The 18,585-nt window shown below is 31.1% G+C and carries 18 protein-coding genes; 7 read left to right on the top strand and 11 right to left on the bottom strand.

Features of this window, described 5'->3' with window-relative positions; all coding sequences use genetic code 11:
* Positions 1-135: 135 nt before the first annotated feature.
* From ABEB18_RS07540 to ABEB18_RS07525, 4 genes are all read left to right on the top strand, one after another.
* Entirely contained in the window at positions 136-2,064 is a 1,929-nt protein-coding gene (locus ABEB18_RS07540) for a BatA domain-containing protein (RefSeq protein ID WP_348798607.1), read from the top strand.
* Positions 2,065-2,094: 30 nt separating this feature from the next.
* Positions 2,095-3,345: a dihydroorotase gene (locus ABEB18_RS07535; protein WP_348798606.1), complete on the top strand. Its 1,251-nt coding sequence runs from the start codon at positions 2,095-2,097 to the stop codon at positions 3,343-3,345.
* Between the two features lie 13 nt (positions 3,346-3,358).
* On the top strand, positions 3,359-3,688 hold the full coding sequence (locus tag ABEB18_RS07530) for a hypothetical protein (protein WP_348798605.1): 330 nt from the start codon (positions 3,359-3,361) through the stop codon (positions 3,686-3,688).
* A gap of 71 nt (positions 3,689-3,759) precedes the next feature.
* A complete protein-coding gene (locus ABEB18_RS07525; RefSeq protein ID WP_348798604.1) occupies positions 3,760-4,407 on the top strand; it encodes an alpha/beta hydrolase in 648 nt (215 codons plus the stop codon).
* A gap of 90 nt (positions 4,408-4,497) precedes the next feature.
* On the opposite strand, the gene ABEB18_RS07520 is transcribed toward ABEB18_RS07525, so the two are convergent.
* Together ABEB18_RS07520 and ABEB18_RS07515 are read right to left on the bottom strand one after the other, a co-directional pair.
* Complete coding sequence (locus ABEB18_RS07520; RefSeq protein WP_348798603.1) at positions 4,498-4,998, bottom strand: hypothetical protein; 501 nt, start codon at positions 4,996-4,998, stop codon at positions 4,498-4,500.
* Between the two features lie 64 nt (positions 4,999-5,062).
* Positions 5,063-5,827: an MBL fold metallo-hydrolase gene (locus ABEB18_RS07515; protein ID WP_348798601.1), complete on the bottom strand. Its 765-nt coding sequence runs from the start codon at positions 5,825-5,827 to the stop codon at positions 5,063-5,065.
* Between the two features lie 97 nt (positions 5,828-5,924).
* Here ABEB18_RS07515 and ABEB18_RS07510 point away from each other — a divergent pair, with 97 nt between their 5' ends.
* Positions 5,925-7,388 carry a TonB-dependent receptor gene (locus ABEB18_RS07510; protein WP_348798600.1) on the top strand — a complete coding sequence of 488 codons (1,464 nt, stop codon included), beginning with the start codon at positions 5,925-5,927 and terminating at the stop codon, positions 7,386-7,388.
* An 81-nt stretch (positions 7,389-7,469) separates the two neighbouring features.
* On the opposite strand, the gene bcp is transcribed toward ABEB18_RS07510, so the two are convergent.
* The 4 genes from bcp to ABEB18_RS07490 all read right to left on the bottom strand — a co-directional run bounded on the left by bcp (position 7,470) and on the right by ABEB18_RS07490 (position 9,559).
* The gene (bcp, locus tag ABEB18_RS07505; protein ID WP_348798599.1) at positions 7,470-7,922 is read right to left on the bottom strand and encodes a thioredoxin-dependent thiol peroxidase; all 453 of its coding nucleotides are present in this window, start codon (positions 7,920-7,922) and stop codon (positions 7,470-7,472) included.
* Positions 7,923-8,061: 139 nt separating this feature from the next.
* Entirely contained in the window at positions 8,062-8,334 is a 273-nt protein-coding gene (locus ABEB18_RS07500) for an MBL fold metallo-hydrolase (RefSeq protein ID WP_348798597.1), read from the bottom strand.
* Between the two features lie 122 nt (positions 8,335-8,456).
* Entirely contained in the window at positions 8,457-8,999 is a 543-nt protein-coding gene (locus ABEB18_RS07495; RefSeq protein ID WP_348798596.1) for an MBL fold metallo-hydrolase, read from the bottom strand.
* Between the two features lie 152 nt (positions 9,000-9,151).
* A complete protein-coding gene (locus ABEB18_RS07490; protein WP_348798595.1) occupies positions 9,152-9,559 on the bottom strand; it encodes a Crp/Fnr family transcriptional regulator in 408 nt (135 codons plus the stop codon).
* A 177-nt stretch (positions 9,560-9,736) separates the two neighbouring features.
* Between ABEB18_RS07490 and ABEB18_RS07485 the strand changes: the two genes are divergently transcribed.
* Positions 9,737-10,384, top strand: a complete 648-nt coding sequence (locus tag ABEB18_RS07485; RefSeq protein WP_348798594.1) for an endonuclease III domain-containing protein — start codon at positions 9,737-9,739, stop codon at positions 10,382-10,384.
* A 93-nt stretch (positions 10,385-10,477) separates the two neighbouring features.
* Here ABEB18_RS07485 and ABEB18_RS07480 read toward each other — a convergent pair whose 3' ends face one another.
* Entirely contained in the window at positions 10,478-10,621 is a 144-nt protein-coding gene (locus ABEB18_RS07480) for a hypothetical protein (RefSeq protein ID WP_348798593.1), read from the bottom strand.
* A 51-nt stretch (positions 10,622-10,672) separates the two neighbouring features.
* Positions 10,673-11,257 (bottom strand): RNA polymerase sigma factor, encoded by a 585-nt coding sequence (locus tag ABEB18_RS07475; RefSeq protein WP_348798592.1) that lies wholly within the window; start codon positions 11,255-11,257, stop codon positions 10,673-10,675.
* 469 nt (positions 11,258-11,726) lie between these two features.
* On the opposite strand from ABEB18_RS07475, the gene uvrA reads away from it, so the two are divergent.
* Positions 11,727-14,522 (top strand): excinuclease ABC subunit UvrA, encoded by a 2,796-nt coding sequence (gene uvrA / locus ABEB18_RS07470; RefSeq protein WP_348798729.1) that lies wholly within the window; start codon positions 11,727-11,729, stop codon positions 14,520-14,522.
* Positions 14,523-14,701: 179 nt separating this feature from the next.
* Here the strand turns inward: uvrA and ABEB18_RS07465 are convergent, their stop codons facing one another.
* From ABEB18_RS07465 to ABEB18_RS07455, 3 genes are all read right to left on the bottom strand, one after another.
* Positions 14,702-14,998 carry a hypothetical protein gene (locus tag ABEB18_RS07465; RefSeq protein ID WP_348798591.1) on the bottom strand — a complete coding sequence of 99 codons (297 nt, stop codon included), beginning with the start codon at positions 14,996-14,998 and terminating at the stop codon, positions 14,702-14,704.
* 261 nt (positions 14,999-15,259) lie between these two features.
* Positions 15,260-16,942, bottom strand: coding sequence for a mechanosensitive ion channel family protein (locus ABEB18_RS07460; RefSeq protein WP_348798590.1), 1,683 nt, complete (start codon positions 16,940-16,942; stop codon positions 15,260-15,262).
* Between the two features lie 131 nt (positions 16,943-17,073).
* On the bottom strand, positions 17,074-18,543 hold the full coding sequence (locus ABEB18_RS07455) for an oligosaccharide flippase family protein (RefSeq protein WP_348798588.1): 1,470 nt from the start codon (positions 18,541-18,543) through the stop codon (positions 17,074-17,076).
* Positions 18,544-18,585: the final 42 nt, after the last annotated feature.

The raw sequence follows: 18,585 nt of genomic DNA, 5'->3' as shown, positions 1-18,585 counted from the left end.
ATTCCCTTATTTCGCATCATTTTTGAAAAATAATATCAACAATATTACAAACTGTAAACAAATTTGTATTTTTGACAAGTTAGAATCTAACAAATTCAATTACTTTAGCTCACTAGAAGCAAACAAAAACAAAGAATGCACTTTAAACAACCCGAAATTCTTTATTTTTTATTCCTCTTGATTGTTCCAATTTTGGTGCATTTGTTTCAATTAAGACGTTTTAAAAAAGAATATTTTACAAATGTTCGTTTTTTAAAAGCACTTTCCATCCAAACTAGAAAGAGTTCCAAAATAAAAAAATGGCTGCTTTTGTCTTGTCGAATGCTATTGCTAACCTTTATCATTTTAGCATTTTCACAACCTTTTTTTGAGTCAAAAGACAAAAAAAATGCTAACAATGAAATGTACATCGTTCTAGACAACTCCTTCAGCATGCAAGCCAAAGGAAAAAAAGGAGAATTATTAAAACGCGCTATTCAAGAACTTTTGGAAGAGACTCCTGAGAATAGCAGTTTTTCATTCTTGACTAATACCGATACTTATTGGAATACCGATATCAAAACCATTCGTTCCGAATTGCAAAACTTAAAATATAGTGCTTCATCATTTCAATTAGACCATATACTATCAAAAATCAAGGCTCATAAATCACCATACAAAAAAGATATTATAATTATTACCGATGCTGTAGGGCTAACTCCTAATCAATTAAAAAAAATTGAAACCGAAAACCCTCCCTATTTTATTATTCCAAAAGCAGAACAAAAAAACAATGTTGCGATAGACAGTGTTTTTATGAATCAAACATTGGATCAATTTTATGAAATAAGTATCTGCACCACCAATTATAGCGAAGATTTAAAACCTGTCTCAATGGCTTTGTACAACCAAAATAAATTGGTCGCTAAAACCATCATTGATTTTAAAACCAAAAAACAAATCATCAATTTCAATATTCCAAAAGAACCTTTTCAGGGTTATGTAGTTATAGAAGATCAGGATTTGGCTTATGATAATAAATTATTTTTTAGCATTGCAAAAATCAAAAAAAACAATGTTATCAGTATTGGAACTCCTGAGAAAAATAGTTTTTTAAGCAGAATTTACACAGATGACGAATTCAGTTTTGGTTCCGTAACACTTAATGCTTTAGACTACAATACGATCGACAAACAAGACGCTATTGTTTTGAATGAATTAGACGAAATTCCACAAGCGTTACAAACTACTTTAAAATCGTTTGTAAAAAAAGGCGGCAACCTAATTATTATCCCTTCAGAAAGCGCTTCAATGACAGATTTAAATACATTACTAGCCCAATTCGATTCGACCCAATTCAAATCGCTAGAATCGAATGAAAAACAAATTACTAAAATCAATTATAGTCATCCCTTATTTTCAGGAGTTTTTGAAAATAAAACCAATAATTTTCAGTACCCAAAAGTAAAAAACAGTTTTACAGTTGCAGGTAACAGCCCAGCCATTTTAACCTATGATAATCAAACTTCATTTTTGACCGCAATAAAAAACAATGTTTCCTCTATTTATGTGTTTTCGGCTCCAATAAATCTAACCAATTCAAACTTTCAACAATCACCATTGATAGTTCCTGTATTTTACAAAATGGCTTTGAGCAAACAAAATAATGGAATAAACACAAATACGATTGGAGAAAACACTTCCTATTTGGTTACTATTAATTTATCAAAAGACGAGATCTTGACGGTAAAAAACCAAGAAGAACAATTTATACCAGTACAACAATTATTGAACAATAAAGTACAATTGTTTTTTAATGATTATCCTGAAAAAGCTGGAAATTACAGTATTTATGACGCTCAAAAGCCAATAGAAAACATCAGTTTTAATTATTCAAGAACCGAAAGCGACTTGGATCAAGTCAACGAAAGTATTTTAACCAATTACCAAACCAGCGAATCCATTTCGACTATTTTTAACACACTACAAAGCAACCGAAGTGATAATCAAATTTGGAAATGGTTTATTATCTTTGCGCTATTCTTTCTAGCACTAGAAATGGCAATTATCAAATTTATGAAATAACAATCCAATTTCTAAAAATCACAAAAAAACATGAAAATAATCATCCGAAACGCCAAAATTATAGATTCAAAAAGTTCGTTTAACAACAAAACTGTAGATCTTTTAATCGTAGATGGTTTCATAAAGCAAATTGGTACTGAACTTTCTAACACTGATAATGTTCAAGAAATAAAACTTGATAATCTTCATATTTCGCAAGGATGGTTTGACAGTAGCGTTTCGTTTGGAGAGCCTGGTTTTGAAGATAGAGAAACCATTGCAAATGGATTAAATGTCGCTGCCAAGAACGGATTTACAGCTGTTGCCTTACAACCAAATTCTTTCCCTGTAATTGACAATCAATCGCAAGTAAATTTTGTAAAAAGCAAAGCCAATGGTTTTGCAACCGAACTTTTCCCAATTGGTGCCTTAACCAAAGAAAGCGAAGGAAAAGATATGGCCGAATTATTTGATATGAAAAATGCTGGTGCAGTTGCTTTTGGTGATTACAACAAAGGGATAGACAATGCCAATTTGCTTAAAATCGCTTTACAATATGTTCAAGATTTTGATGGATTGCTTATTGCATTTTCACAAGACGAAAAAATAAAAGGTAATGGTGTTGCAAATGAAGGAATTGTTTCTACTCGATTGGGACTAAAAGGAATCCCAAGTCTAGCCGAAGAATTGCAAATTGCTCGTAACTTATTTTTATTAGAATATACTGGTGGTAAAATGCATATCCCGACAATCTCATCGGCAAAATCCGTTCAACTGATTAAAGATGCAAAAGCAAAAGGACTCAATATTACCTGTAGCGTTGCGGTTCATCATTTGGTTTTTACAGATGAAAAACTAGAAACATTTGACACTCGTCTAAAAGTAACACCGCCACTGAGAACCGAAACCGATAGACAAGCCTTACTGAACGGTGTTTTAGACGGCACAATCGATATGATTACATCAGACCATAATCCAATCGATATCGAACATAAAAAAATGGAATTTGATTTGGCTAAAAATGGTACAACTGGATTAGAAAGTGCTTTTGGCGCTTTGATGACCGTTCTTCCATTAACAACTATTATTGAAAAATTCACAAATTCAAAATCATTTTTTGGAATACCAACAAATCCAATCAACGAAGGAGAAATAGCCAATATAACGCTATTCACAACCGAAGGTTCTACTGTTTTCGGTAAAGAAAACATACTTTCAAAATCCAAAAATTCTGCATTCCTAGAAACAAATTTAGCTGGTAAAGTATACGGAATTTACAATCAGGGAAAATTAGTTCTATAAACCAAATACCATCATGAATAACTCTATCGAAAAAGGAAAAACGGCAGCCATTACTAGCTACATTTTAATTATTGGTGTTTTTATTGCTATGTCAATGAACAGCGGTGAAGACAAAAACACTTTTGCCTCCTTCCACATTCGTCAAGCACTGGGTTTATCCATTACTTTTATTTCTTTAGGATTAATCATTAGTAATTTTGATAGTATTGCTATTTCTATGTCTATGTGGATTTTTCTTTCTGTTTTATGGACTTATGGGATGTTTAGTGCCATAAACGGTCAAACAAAACCTATTCCATTGTTAGGAAGTTTATTCCAGAAATGGTTTAAAAGTATTTCCTAATTTTTGATTGAAGATTACCCCTTTTGGATTGCGTCTTCGATATTGAATACTAAAAAACTAAATACTAAAAAATGAATTTATCATTAGAATATAAAATCAGAGAACCAAAAGTAATTTTAGACAAAAACCCATTATTGCTTTTGCTTCATGGTTACGGTAGTAACGAAGCCGATTTATTTTCGTTTGCATCAGAATTACCAGAGGAATATTTTATTATTTCAGCTCGCGCTCCTTATGATCTTCAATACGGAAGTTATGCTTGGTATGCCATAAATTTTGATGCCGATCAAAATAAATTTTCTGACAATGATCAAGCCAGAACTTCAAGAGATACGATTGCTGATTTTATTGATGAATTAGCTAATACTTACCCTATCGATACAACAAATGTGAGTTTAATTGGGTTTAGTCAAGGGGCAATTTTGAGTTATGCAGTAGCACTTTCGTATCCTGAAAAGATAAACAAAGTTGTTGCCATGAGTGGTTATCTAAATTTAGAAATTGTAACCGAAGATTATTTGAAAAACAATTTAAGTACAGTCAAAATATTTGCTTCACACGGGACAGTAGACCAAGTAATCCCAATAGATTGGGCAAGAAAAACACCTGGCATTTTAGAAAAATTAGGTATAAATATCACCTACAAAGAATATCCTGTTGGTCACGGAGTTGCTCCTCAAAATTTTTACGATTTCAAAAATTGGCTGATTGAAAATTAGGATTTAGCAACCTGTATTTAGTAATCAGTTTAGTTTCTTACTAAAACCTTTATTTTACGGATTACTAAATACAGACCTCCCATTTTTCTATTATTTTTGATAAATAACAGACTGGATTACTTCAAAAGTTACACTTTGATCATCATTTATAAAGTATTTCAACAAAACTTCGCCCCAATATTCACCATCACTGTAATCGGCAATAATCCAACGATGGTTCAGAATTTTAACCTTATTAATCATAAACTTATTAGCTCCTAATTGTTCTTGTCCTGTATAAGGATCCCCCTTTGGGTTTGCATTCAAATCCAATAATTTTTCAGTAACATAAGGAATTAAAGTCGTATAATTTCTGATTTTATCAGAAGTTGCAGACTCAAAATAGTTTTGAGCATTTTCATTTTTTTCCAATGAAAAATAATTAGCATCCGACCATTTATTGGTCATTACTTGCAAACTATCTTTCAATTTTAAAGTTGTCTTTTTATACCTATCTTGTTCAAAAGTCACCTCTTTACTCAAATACATATAGGTATATATATTAAAAATCAACGACAATATTAAAGCATAAAGGAGAAAAGATCTTTTCATTTGGATATAATATTTATTAGGAAAATAAAATCACATAGCGGTAAACTATGCTCATTTTGTATCATTAAATTGTAATTTCTAAATTATCGTAAGCTAGGAAAACATTTTCAGGTAATTTTTTTTGAACCTCTTCATGAAAACCAAGCATATGACTAATATGAGTAAGGTAAGCCTTTTCGGGCTTCAGCAAAGCTATAAAATCTAAAGCTTCTTGCAAATTAAAATGTGTATCATGAGGCTGTTCCCGCAAAGCATTCACCACCAAAACCTTAAGATTCTGTAGTTTTTCAATTTCCTCCTGATCTATCGTTTTCACATCAGTTAAATAAGCAAAATCGTCTATTCTAAATCCAAAAACCTGTAAATCGCCATGCCAAACACTTACTGGAATTGCCATTTTGTTTCCAATGGCAAAAGGTTTGTTATTTTCAATTTCGTTCGTTTTGACCGAAGGAGCTCCAGGATAACGATCTACGGTTTTAAATATATAATCAAAACGCTGTTCGATATTGGTTAACACTCTTTGGTGGGCATAAATAGGCATTGCGCCTTGCTTAAAATTAAAAGGACGAATATCATCTAAACCTGCTGTATGATCGGCATGTTCGTGAGTAAACAAAATTCCATCTAATTTACGACAATTAGAAGTCAGCATTTGCTGTCTAAAATCGGGGCCACAATCAATCACATAGGAATGCTCATCCCATGAAATCCAAATCGAAACTCTAAGTCTTTTATCCTTAAAATCAGTGCTTTTACAAACTTCATGATCAACACCAATAATTGGAATCCCTTGTGATGTACCTGTGCCTAAAAAATATACCTTCAATTGTGTGTTTTTTTTACAAAAATAGAATTAATTCTCTTTCCTTTAGAAGCCTAATTAGTTAACTTTGTATCATAATCGCCGAATTTAAATAAAAAAAATGGAAGCCAAAAAGATAAAGCTAAAAGGAGATAAAGTTATCGAGCAAATTCCTTCTCTAAAAGATAAAGCACTTCGTATAAATTTGAATGAAAACATATACGGAACATTTGCCGAAATTGGAGCTGGACAAGAAACAGTAAGACACTTTTTTAGATCTGGTGGCTCATCAGGAACAATTGCAAAAGCAATGTCTGCTTATGACAAAGATTTTAGTGATGCTGTTTATGGAGTTGAAGAAGACGGCCGTTATGTTACCGAAAGTCGCCTAAAAAAAATGCTAACCCATGAAGTCGAATTGATAAAAGAGCGATTAAGCAGAACTAAACATCCAAATAAATTATTTTTTAGCTACGCCAATACAGTAGCAACCATTGATTTTGCCAAACAATTTAAGGGACACGGTTGGGTTGGAATTCGATACCAACTAGATCCTAATGAAGACTTTAACGAAATCATCATTCATATTCGTTTTAAAGAAACTGATTCACGACTACAACAAGAAACTTTAGGAACTTTAGGAGTGAATTTAATTTATGGCGCTTTCTACAAATACAATGATCCAAAAAAACTACTCCGTTATCTTTACGACCACCTCGACAAAGACCAGTTAGAAATAGACACCATTAATTTCTCGGGTCCCCGTTTTGCTGATGTTGACAACCGATTAATGAGTTTACAATTGGTCAAAAACGGAATGACCGATGCGGTAATGTTTAACCCAAAAGGAAAAAATATTTTACCAGCTGCCATTTTATACAAAAAAAATATACTCGCCTTTAGAGGTAGTTTTCGCCCTGTTACCAAGGTAAATATAGACATGTATGAAAAATCGTTAAAAATGTTCTTGGATGAAAATAAAGTCGAAAAAGAAAATACGTTGGTGGTCTTTGAAATTACCTTATCGAATCTTCGTTCGGATGGAGAAATAGACGAAAGAGACTTTATGGATCGTGCAGAATTACTTTGCTCATTAGGACAAACCGTAATGATATCCAACTTCCAAGAATATTACAAAGTTGTTGAATATTTTTCTAATTATACCAAAGCCAGAATGGGACTTGCTATGGGAGTTAACAACTTGGTTGATATTTTTGACGAAAAATACTACCGCCATTTGAGTGGTGGAATATTAGAAGCTTTTGGAAAATTATTCTATCGTGACATGAAAGTATTCTTGTATCCGATGCTTGATGAAGAAGGTGAAGTAATTACTTCTGAAACCTTAATGGTTCATCCAAGAATGAAAGAATTATATAAATTTTTTAAATTTAATGGCAAAGTACTTGATATAGAAAATTACAATCCAGACATTCTACAAATTTTCTCACGTGAAGTATTAAAAATGATTAGCGCTGGAAAACCTGGATGGGAATCGATGCTTCCTCCTGGAATTGCCGAAATCATCAAAGAGAAACATCTTTTTGGTTATCAACCTGACTCGCTTTTAGAGCAAAAAAAATAAGAAGCCTATAAAAATCCAAGAATGACTTTACCGTAATTCTTGGATTTTTTTTTTAAAATTTCCCCATAAAAGAACAAACCTTTATTTCAAAATTTGATTGGCATGTTCTTTGGTTTTGACAGACAGAATTATATCCGAAATTATTCCGCTCTCATCAATTACAAAAGTTGTTCTATGTATTCCATCATATTCTCTTCCCATGAACTTTTTGGGTCCCCAAACTCCAAAAGCATTAATAACTAGCTTGTCTTCGTCAGCCAATAAAGGGAAAGGCAACTCATTTCTATCTTTAAACTTAGCCTGTGCTTTTGCACTATCAGCACTAACTCCAAGCAATTCATAATTATTAGCCTGAAATCGTTCAAAATTATCTCTCAAATCACATGCTTCGGTTGTACAACCAGGTGTAGATGCCTTTGGATAAAAGAAAACCACCAACTTTTTACCTTTATAATCATTTAATTGATGTGACACTCCTTCTTGATCTATCCCTGAAAAATCTGGTGCTTTATCACCTATTTTTAATGTAGTCATTTTTTTTAATTGCTGAATTACTAAGTTGCTAAGATACTAAGTTTTGTAATAAATGATATTTGATCATTCTCCCCAACGAAGATTTTTTAGACATTTATGTTTCTACATTCAAACTATAATTAAAATTATTGTACGAAATTTATTGAAATTCAGGAAAATGTTTCAACCCTTTCTGACTGTCAAAATCATGAGCGGGAATTACGATAAGAGCTGGATCAGCAAGCATCAAATTATGAACTTTTACTATTGTTTTATTCAACTCATCTTCGTCAAGATCTACTAGCTTACTTGGAATAAAATGTTTTGGAGATGGTCTTTTGAAACCATCAATACTCCAAGTAACATCTCCTGTAAAAAAATATCTTTTTTGACCATTTATAAACATACCTATTGAACCATTAGTATGTCCCAAAAGTTTAACGAAAACCACACTCCCATCTCCAAAAAAATCGCAACTCTCTTCAAAAGTTTTGTATTTATTTTTTTTAAATTCTAAGAATTTCCAATCTATAGTATTTCCATCAAATTGGGATTTTAAAAAAGCTGGAGAATGTGCTTTTTCTGATTTAGCATAAACATATTCGTCTTCGGTTGTATAAATGGTCGCATTTGAAAAATTTTGATCCCGCTAGAATGATCCCAGTGCAAATGAGATAATATTATCGTTTTAATACTATCGCTTTTAAAACTATTCGCAATTAATTGTTGCTTTACACTTTGTTGTTTTGAATATCTAAACATTTGCCTATGCAGAAAAGACATTTCTTTGAATTGTGTATCAATATTACCTCCCAAACCTGTATCAAACAAGAAACTTTTATTGTTGTGCTTTACTAACACAGCAATATGTGATAATTCTCTACTTTTAAACAAACTACCTCCTTTAAACAAAAAAGCTTCTTGAGTTGAAGCAGTACCTGTTAGGATAATAGAAAATGTAACTGGTTTTACAACATATTCTTTTTCGGAATAACAATCTGTTTTTGGATATTTTTCAACTTGTAAAACACTTCTACAAGAATTAGAAATTAGCATTAAAGTTATAATCACTAATAAAGAGGCAACTGAAATTTTCATAATCTTCATTTTGTTTTTTTACAAAGATGAAAACACAGAAAATCATTTACATTGACATTTGTCAAGAAATTAAACTTCTTTTCGTACTCTGCTCAAAGTTTCAGGTGAAATCCCTAAATAACTTGCTATATGTTTTTGGGGTGCCTTTAAAACTATTTTTTTATCATATTTTTCGATGAATATCGATACTTCTCTTTTGCTTGCATTGCTTGCAAATAGTAAGTCCTTTCTATTAAACATAGATAATTTTGCTCGGCTAAAATTTTTCCTAAACTTTCAAAATTTGGATTTACACTATACAAGTCAGTAACACTTTCATAAGTTATAGAATACAAAACACAATCCTCAATTGTTTCTAAGCATTCGAAAAATGGTTTTTGGGTTAAAAAACTGGCGTAAACAGAAATCAATTGAGTATCACAAGCAAAATAAGTAGTAATTTCCTTGCCATCAAGTAAAAAATACGTCCTTAAAAGTCCTGATTCGATAAAATAAATTTTATTTGATTTTTGATTTTCTTTTATTAAGATTGTATTTGCTTTAATGTTTTCTTTCTCCAATTTGGATAAAAAAAATCAATTTCTTGATTGTCAATTTTTAGAAAACTACTTAATAAGTTGATGATACTATCCAAATTATTTATTTATTTTTTTTAGTTTAGAAATAGTTATTCTATAAAAACGCCTTTTGCTATTCCTCCTGAAATTGTTTTACTTTACATTTCAAAGCTACAAAAAATGACAAAACAAGAACGCATTACCTTCGTTATAGATACATTAAACGATTTATACCCAAGCATTCCTATTCCGTTAGATCATAAAGACCCCTATACTTTACTGATTGCTGTTTTGCTTTCAGCTCAATGCACAGATGTAAGAGTCAATCAAATCACTCCATTGCTTTTTGCCAAAGCAGACAATCCTTATGATATGGTAAAGATGTCTGTCGATGAGATCAAAGAAATAATTCGACCTTGTGGTTTATCACCAATGAAATCAAAAGGAATTCATGGTTTATCTGAAATTTTAATAGAGAAACACAACGGAATTGTCCCTCAAAGTTTTGAAGCTCTAGAAGCGTTACCAGCTGTTGGGCACAAAACTGCTAGTGTGGTAATGTCACAAGCCTTTGGAGTACCCGCTTTTCCTGTAGATACACATATTCATCGATTGATGTACCGATGGAACCTAAGTAACGGAAAAAATGTTGTACAAACTGAAAAAGATGCCAAACGAATTTTCCCCGAAGAACTATGGAATGATTTACATCTCCAAATTATATGGTACGGACGTGAATACTCTCCCGCTAGAGGCTGGGATATTGAAAAAGATATTATCACAAAAACAATTGGTAGAAAATCTGTATTGAAAGAGTTTCAAAAATAAATTCACAAAAAAAATGCACCTATTTTAAATCAATTGGTGCATTTTTTCTTTTTAAAAATTTATAAACTCTTTATAATTAAGAATCTACAAAAATCAATTAGCAATAATTTCAAAAACTTTATCCTCTACTTTAACAATTTTTAAAGACTTAGAATAGTTCAACAAAAAAGAAACAACCTCTTTATCTGGCTTTATCTTTTTAGTAATTTTTAATTCTTTAGAGTAATTCTTTTGCATGTTTTATAATTTTTGAGTTTATATTACAACGCAAGAGTTTACACTTTAGTATTAATTTGTCAAAACAATTTGGTGTTTTTCAATAATTTTTCTCAAATTCATGATGGCATATCTCATTCTACCCAATGCCGTATTAATACTCACACCTGTTACCTCAGAAATTTCTTTAAAACTCATGTCCTGATACATACGCATAACCAAAACTTCTTTTTGGTCTGATGGAAGTTCTTCTACCAATCTGCGAATATTATCCTCTACTTGTCCTGCAATAATTTGATTTTCTATAGTTAAAGAATCATCAGACATCACTGCGAATATAGAAAACTCCTCAGTCTCTCTGAACATTGGCATTTTTTTGGATTTTCTAAAATGATCTATTATCAAATTATGTGCGATGCGCATTACCCAAGGAAGAAATTTACCTTCTTCATTATAGGAATTCAATTTTAGAGTTTTGATTACTTTGATAAAAGTATCTTGAAAGATATCATTAGAAACATCTTTATCTGAAACTTTAGAATAAATAAATCCATAGATTTTAGATTCATGTCTTCTTATTAATACCGCTAATGCATTTTCGTCACCAGCAATATAGTCCTTTACCAATAAAGCGTCTGATTTTTGTAAACTTGCCATAGTCAATCCTTTTAGAGTTGTTAGTTTTTTGGGGCATTATCTAAAAAGTATTTTTTTACTATAGGCTACAGTTATATGTTAATGTTAATGAGCCAAATTTAACAAATTTTTATTGATACAAACAAGAAAAAAAAACCAGAAATGATAATTATATAACATTCTATAATAATTCTATAAAACAATCAAAATGCATTTTTGGCTCTAAACAGGGCTTAACCCAAGAAAACATAAGGCTTACCCCCTTGAATACTTTAAAATATTAATTTATTTTTCTTAGCAACTTTAACCAACGACTTTAACAATTATAAACAACTGATACACTTAAAGATACCCTATACAACTTTCTTAATAAAAATTTAAATATTCAAAAACATCATCAAAAAGAGGGTCTAAAAGCAAATTTGGAAATTAATAGTTTTAGATATACTACCATTAAAATTGAGTACTTTTGTGGAAATTCATTTATAGTATGCCAGTTGATATTTCTAACCTCGATCCAAAGAAAAACATTATAATAAAAGGTGCCCAAGTACATAATTTAAAAAATGTTGATGTTGCCATTCCAAGAAACAAACTTGTAGTCATTACAGGATTATCTGGTTCTGGAAAATCCAGTTTAGCATTCGACACTCTCTATGCCGAAGGCCAACGTCGTTATGTAGAAAGTTTATCATCATATGCCAGACAATTTTTAGGACGATTAGATAAACCAAAAGTAGAATACATTAAAGGAATTGCTCCAGCGATTGCTATCGAACAAAAAGTAAATACCACCAATGCAAGATCAACAGTAGGAACATCAACCGAAATTTACGATTATATCAAACTGTTGTTTGCTAGAATCGGTAGAACTTATTCGCCAATTTCTGGACAAGAAGTCAAAAAAAATACTGTTACCGATGTTGTTTCGACCGTAAAAAATCTTGAACTTGAAAGCAAATGGTTACTCCTCGCTCCTATTCATCTTGAAGAAGGAAGAGAATTAGAAAACAAACTAAAAGTTTTATTGCAACAAGGGTTTGCTAGGATTTTGGTAAACGATGAGATGGTTCGCCTGGACAATTTTACTGTAGAACAACAACATTCGTTAGACCATAAAGACATTTATCTTATCATTGACAGAATCATCGTTAAAGATGAAGAAGAGTTTTATAATCGCTTATCCGATTCTGTACAAACTGCTTTTTTTGAGGGAAAAGGAATTTGTTATTTACAAGAGTTAAACTCCGAAAGAAAATTTTCATTTTCAAATAATTTTGAATTAGACGGAATTTCATTTTTGGAACCAAATGTTCATCTATTCAGTTTCAACAATCCTTATGGAGCTTGTCCAGCTTGTGAAGGTTATGGAAACATTATAGGAATTGATACTGACTTAGTCATTCCAAACACTTCACTTTCTATATTCGAAAATGCCATTTTTCCTTGGAGAGGCGAAAGCATGAGTTGGTTTCGGGACGAATTAGTGAATCATGCTTATAAATTTGATTTCCCAATCCACAAACCTTACTTTCAACTCTCTGAAGAACAAAAAGAATTAATTTGGACAGGAAATAAATATTTTCAAGGTTTAAATGACTTTTTTAAAGAACTCGAAGAAAAAAATTATAAAATTCAAAACAGAGTAATGCTTTCTCGTTATCGAGGAAAAACAAAATGTCATGTTTGCAAAGGAAAGCGTTTAAGACCAGAAGCCTCGTATGTCAAGATTAATGGTAAAACTGTTTCTGATTTGGTCGATTTACCTATTCAACATTTAGTCGATTTTTTCAAAAACATTTCATTAAATGAGTATGAAAAGCAAATAGCCAAGCGTCTATTACTAGAAATTAACAATCGATTATCGTTTTTAACCGAAGTTGGTCTAAATTATTTAACTCTAAACCGAAACTCCTCTACTCTTTCTGGAGGAGAATCACAACGAATCAATTTGGCAACATCATTAGGAAGTAGCTTGGTCGGATCTATGTATATTTTAGACGAACCCAGTATTGGTTTACACCCCAAAGACACCGAACGTTTAATAAAAGTACTCCTATCTTTACGTGATCTAGGCAATACTGTTATTGTAGTAGAACACGATGAAGACATCATGAAAGCTGCTGATATGATTATTGATATTGGGCCTGAGGCAGGAACTTACGGAGGAAATCTAGTTGCTCAAGGCACTTATGAAGAAATACTAAAATCAAATTCACTAACGGCGAAATATCTTAATGGAAATTTAGAAATTAAAGTTCCTGAAAAACGACGTTTTTCAAAAAACTTCATCGAAATAAAAGGCGCCAGAGAAAATAATTTACAAAATATTGATGTCAAATTCCCTCTAGATGTTTTAACTGTTATTACAGGAGTTTCGGGAAGCGGAAAAAGTACCCTTATCAAGAAAATTCTTTTTCCTGCTATGCAAAAGAAACTGGATAATGCTGGAGAAAAAGCGGGACAATTTAGCGAAATCACTGGTTCTTTTTCTCATATCAAGCACATTGAATATGTAGATCAAAATCCAATAGGCCGAAGCTCAAGGTCAAATCCTGTTACATACATCAAGGCATATGACGATATTCGAGATTTGTATGCCAAAGAAAAACTTTCTAAAGTTCGAGGCTATCAGGCCAAGCATTTTTCATTTAATGTTGACGGCGGAAGATGTGAAACTTGTAAAGGCGAGGGAACTATAAATGTTGAAATGGTTTTTATGGCCGATGTTCAATTACCATGCGAAACCTGTAGTGGAAAACGATTCAAAAAAGAAATATTAGAAGTCAATTTTGACGGCAAAAACATCAACGACATTCTAACTATGACTATTGATGATTCTATTCTTTTCTTCGAAAAAAACAAACAAACAAAAATTACTCAAAAACTACAACCTTTACAAGATGTTGGTTTAGGTTACGTTCAATTAGGTCAATCTTCTTCGACACTTTCTGGGGGAGAAGCTCAGCGTATTAAACTGGCTTCATTTTTAGTAAAAGGAACGATAAAAGAAAAAGCCCTATTTGTATTTGATGAGCCAACAACTGGGTTGCATTTTCATGACATTCAAAAATTAATGGCATCATTTGATGCCTTGATAGAAAAAGGACATTCTATACTGGTTATAGAACACAATCTTGACTTAATAAAATGCGCCGATTGGGTTATAGATCTTGGCCCAGAAGGAGGAGAAAACGGAGGACAATTACTTGCAGCAGGAACACCAGAAGACATTGTCAAAAACAAAAACTCTATAACTGCTAAATATCTTGAAGATAAACTTTAAAAAAACAAAGCCATAAACATAAGTTCATGGCTTTTTTGATTATCCCTTTATACAATAATTTGAAAAAGTTTATGGTTTTATTCCAATTACTTTAAACTAATCTTCTTGAATAAAATCTCATTTAAAAAATGAAAGTATTATTAAAAAGTAACTTTACATCACTCACTAACCTTTAAAGGTTATCCCAAGTAACAATTTTCTTCAAAAACAACCCCTTCTTCATCGATAGCAACAAGAATTTTTTTATCTTTTGCTGTAACCTGTGACATGTACAGCCAAGGTAAAGACCACATTCCAAGTGTAGCACAACAAACTAAAAAATTTAAGCTATGATTAATTTTTTTACCTTCTTTATATAGAACAGTAAAAGGCATTTTATCGTTTTTTTCTATTACAACAAATCCATTCTGAATTTTATTGGCAATCACTTTTGAAAATTGATTTAATTTATCCTGTTTAATAAAATGTTTTTTCATCCTTTAAGGCATTTAATATTCATTTATTTTCAATCGTCAACGGTACAAATGTAAGACTTATCGTGATTGTTCGCAATACCTAAATTTAGTGATATCAAAAATAAAAATTCACAAATAACTGATTATCAATGCATAATAAAAATAAATTAATAAAAAAGGTAAAAAAATTCGATATAAAACAATAAAATATAAAATAAACACTAATTACCCTACAAATAAAAAAAGATTTAAACTCATTTTAACACGAAAAAAAAGGTGAAATTATTTTTTATCAGAGAAATTAAAGCCAGGCACTTTATAATCTTTAGCCAAATAATCTTCAGGTGTGGTCGTTTTGTTTCCATCTCGAAGTGCACTATAATGCGATGACATTATTTCTAATCCAGCTTCATTAAAACAATCCTGAATATTTTGATGGAGATTCGAATAAATCAACGGTTGCTCATTTGGAAACTTGGTATAAGCATTGATTTCATAAGCAACATAAAAATCATCCAGACTAGTTTGTAACACAAAAGGAGTTGGAGATTGTTCTAACTTATCGGTTCTTAAAGCTGCTTCAATTAAGGCTTTATGTACCAAAACCCACGGTGTATCATACCCAATGGTAATTTTGGTATGAATTAACAATCCTTTAGATTCCGTATTCGTATTAGATGAATAATTTACTGAAGAACTAGACAAAACGGTCGCATTAGGTATTGTAATATCTTCCTGTTTTGGAGTTCTAACTCTTGTCACCAATGAACTCTTTTCGATAACAGTGCCTGTAACATCACCAATCTTAATAAAATCTCCAATTTTAAAAGGTCGCATATAAGTAATAACAAGACCAGCAATCATATTAGCAATAGCATTAGAAGAACCTAAAGAGAATAAAATTCCAACAAATACGGAAACTCCTTGAAAAATTGGAGAATTAGAACCTGGTAAATATGGAAATATTATAACCACCATAAAGGCATACAACAACACTTTCACAATATTAAAAGTAGGAATTGCCCAATCACTGTAAAAACCATCTATTTTGATTTGACCTTTATGAATCTCATCGACAAAAAATTTGAATACTTTGACAATAAACCTAAACAGAACTATGATTACTAGTATAGAAAAAAGATTAGGCAAAAAATGAACAAATCCCATCAAAGCAGCCTTTGCTGGCGAAAAAATCCAGTTCAATAACAAAGAGGCATAATTCTTTGTTCCTGGGAAAACACTAAAAAAAGCAGGTAATGAAATGTAAAATATAAAAACTAAAAATATCAGTCGTATTATAGTCACACACTTTAAAATGAATTCCAATTGTTTATCTTGTGACAAAAGGAGTGTTTCTTTGACTTTAAAACCAGAGAAATATTGTTCTTTTTTTTGAATTATTAAAAAACGCAACCATCTAAAAAGTTTATTAATGGCATATACAATTAACCCAAAAAAAGTGATTAATACTAAAACTAGACCTATACGTTTTAGCCAACTCACCGTACTGAATTTTTCTTTTTCAGCAATCACGGCTTTTTGAATATCGTTCAGATTCTTTTGAGCTAAAACATGACAATCATTCCCTTCGGTCTTGGCATCTAAATTAGAGACGGTCATTATGGGAAAATCTTTTTTATAAACTATATCATAGCCAGAATCAGACTGAACCAACTTCAATGAATCCTTAACAAAAAAAGAATCTTCATAAAGTAATACTATTCTACTACTAATCGCATTGGCTCGATTTTCAGCATTAAACGATCCTATTTTATTATAAATAAAAAACAAAGTATCATTAAAAGGAGCAACTGGAAATCCATCGAATTCAAGTTTGTTTTGATGAACAGTATCCAAAACTTTAGTATTATCTTTTAAAGTTTTGTTTGTTTTTTGGGGTTGAGAAAAAACCAATGTAAAACACCCAAGAAATAGATAAAGAAACAGCAACTTAATTTTTTTCATGATTTATGTTTTTTAGATTATTCATAAAATAAAATTTTTAATACTTTCTTATTAAAAACATTACTTACAAATATAAAAAAAACAACACAAGGAGAATTTAAATATGCAAACTAGCTGGAACTTAAATAATTTTATTTTTTTCTTCTAATTTTTAAAATCAAATTATCCAGAGCTTTATTTATTTCAGGCGAAATAACAAACTTATAATTCAAATAAATATAAACTATGGTTACTAAAATAGATTTTAAGCCAATAGCTATAAGAGGATTTAGCGGAAATTTCCAAAAATAAAACAGTATAAAAACAACAAAAGTGATTCCCAAACTGTACAAATTTTGTTTTGTAAACGGATACAAATGCATACGTTTTACAACAAAAAGTAATTTGGCTAAACTATAACAGGTAATAGACAATAATGTCGCAAATGCCGAACCTATAATCCCGTACAAAGGAATAAAAACCATATTTAAGACAACGGTTAATACCACCAGACCTACCCCTAAAAACAATACGGCTCTATAATATTTAGAATTAAAAATAATGGCATTATTGTTCCCTAAAATCAAATCAAAATATTTAGAGAGCCCAATCATAAAAACGACCATAATACCTCCACTATATTCCTTTGGAACAATTTCATATAGCTGATTAATATTAACAAATATACACAACATCACAAATCCACCCACAATTTGAAGATTTATCGAAGTTTTTTTATATAAATCGTTTAATTCATCATGCTTATTTTCATGCATCAATTTGGCCGTAATGGGATATACTATTTGATGCATGGCTCGACTAGGCACCGAAATCACCAAAGCAATATATGTCGCTACCGAATAATAGGCAATGTTCTCAATATTTACGTATTGGTTAAGGATCATTTTATCACCATCCAATAATAAATTGGCCACACTTCCTGAAAGAATAATATAAAAAGAATAAACTAGAATGTCCTTTGTGTTTTCTGGAATAGCAAACTGAAAATGAGGTTTCTTGACACTAAAAGCATAAAACATTGTCACCAAAAGTGCCAAAAAATAAACGACAGCAGTAACATAAACAAAGCCTTCGACTGATAGCCAATTGTAGTAAACCCCAATTAACAAAAACAAAGAAGCCAAACGTAATCCTACTTCCTTTATAAAATTTCCAAAAACAGAATGCATGTGTACGCGCAACCAAGCGTAAAAAATTTCGAAATAGGCCATACATATTCCTGTAAAAGGAATCAGCCAAATATATTCTTTAACAATTCCGTTTTTCTTTGATAAAAAAAACAAAATCTCATCAAAAAAAATATAGCCCAGTAAACACATCGGGATAATTAGAAGAAAAGGAAAAAGAACTGTAAAAGATAAAAACTGATTTCGCTCTTTTTCGGTCTGATATTGAGCATAAAATTTCACCAATGTATTTTGCATACCAATCGCAAACAGAGGCATTATTACATTGGCAGCCGAAAGAATATAATTCGTTAAAGCATAGTATGTAGCCCCTAAAAAAATCGGATACAAATACAACGTATTTATAGCTCCAATTCCAAATCCGATATAGGTAATTATGGTGTTTTTTAATGACTGATTTAATACTATACCCATTAAATTTTGTGTAAAAAGTTTAAAGTTTGCAAAGTTATAAAG

This window comes from Flavobacterium adhaerens, assembly GCF_040045115.1.
Lineage (GTDB): Bacteria > Bacteroidota > Bacteroidia > Flavobacteriales > Flavobacteriaceae > Flavobacterium > Flavobacterium adhaerens.
Note: the sequence above shows the minus strand (reverse complement) of the source record. Positions and strands in the feature narration are given on the sequence as shown.